The sequence below is a fragment of the Pseudomonas sp. SIMBA_067 genome (genome assembly GCF_046534675.1).
GTDB classification, from domain to species: domain Bacteria; phylum Pseudomonadota; class Gammaproteobacteria; order Pseudomonadales; family Pseudomonadaceae; genus Aquipseudomonas; species Aquipseudomonas putida.
Window position 1 is genome coordinate 1 of the sequence record NZ_JAWRYH010000916.1, and the last position, 252, is coordinate 252.

The window sequence follows — 252 nt, forward strand, 5'->3', positions numbered from 1 at the left end:
GTGGCTTATTCGCCGCAGCAGGAAGGCAAGGTGTTTTTCGGCGCCTGGGTCGAGATCGAGAATGATGATGGCGAGACCATGAAGTTTCGCATTGTCGGTTATGACGAAATCTACGGGCGTAACGACTACATCTCGATCGATTCGCCCATGGCCCGTGCCTTGCTCAAAAAGGAGGAGGGCGATGAGGTGTTGGTGCATACGCCTACCGGTGAAGCGACCTGGTATGTGAACAGCATCTCGTACGGGCAATAG

General features: G+C 54.4%; 1 protein-coding gene. It reads left to right on the top strand.

Annotated features, from left to right (window positions below; translation table 11 throughout):
- Nucleotides 1-252 (top strand): GreA/GreB family elongation factor (locus tag SB765_RS31885; RefSeq protein WP_410932792.1); only part of this gene is annotated, 252 nt, incomplete at its 5' end.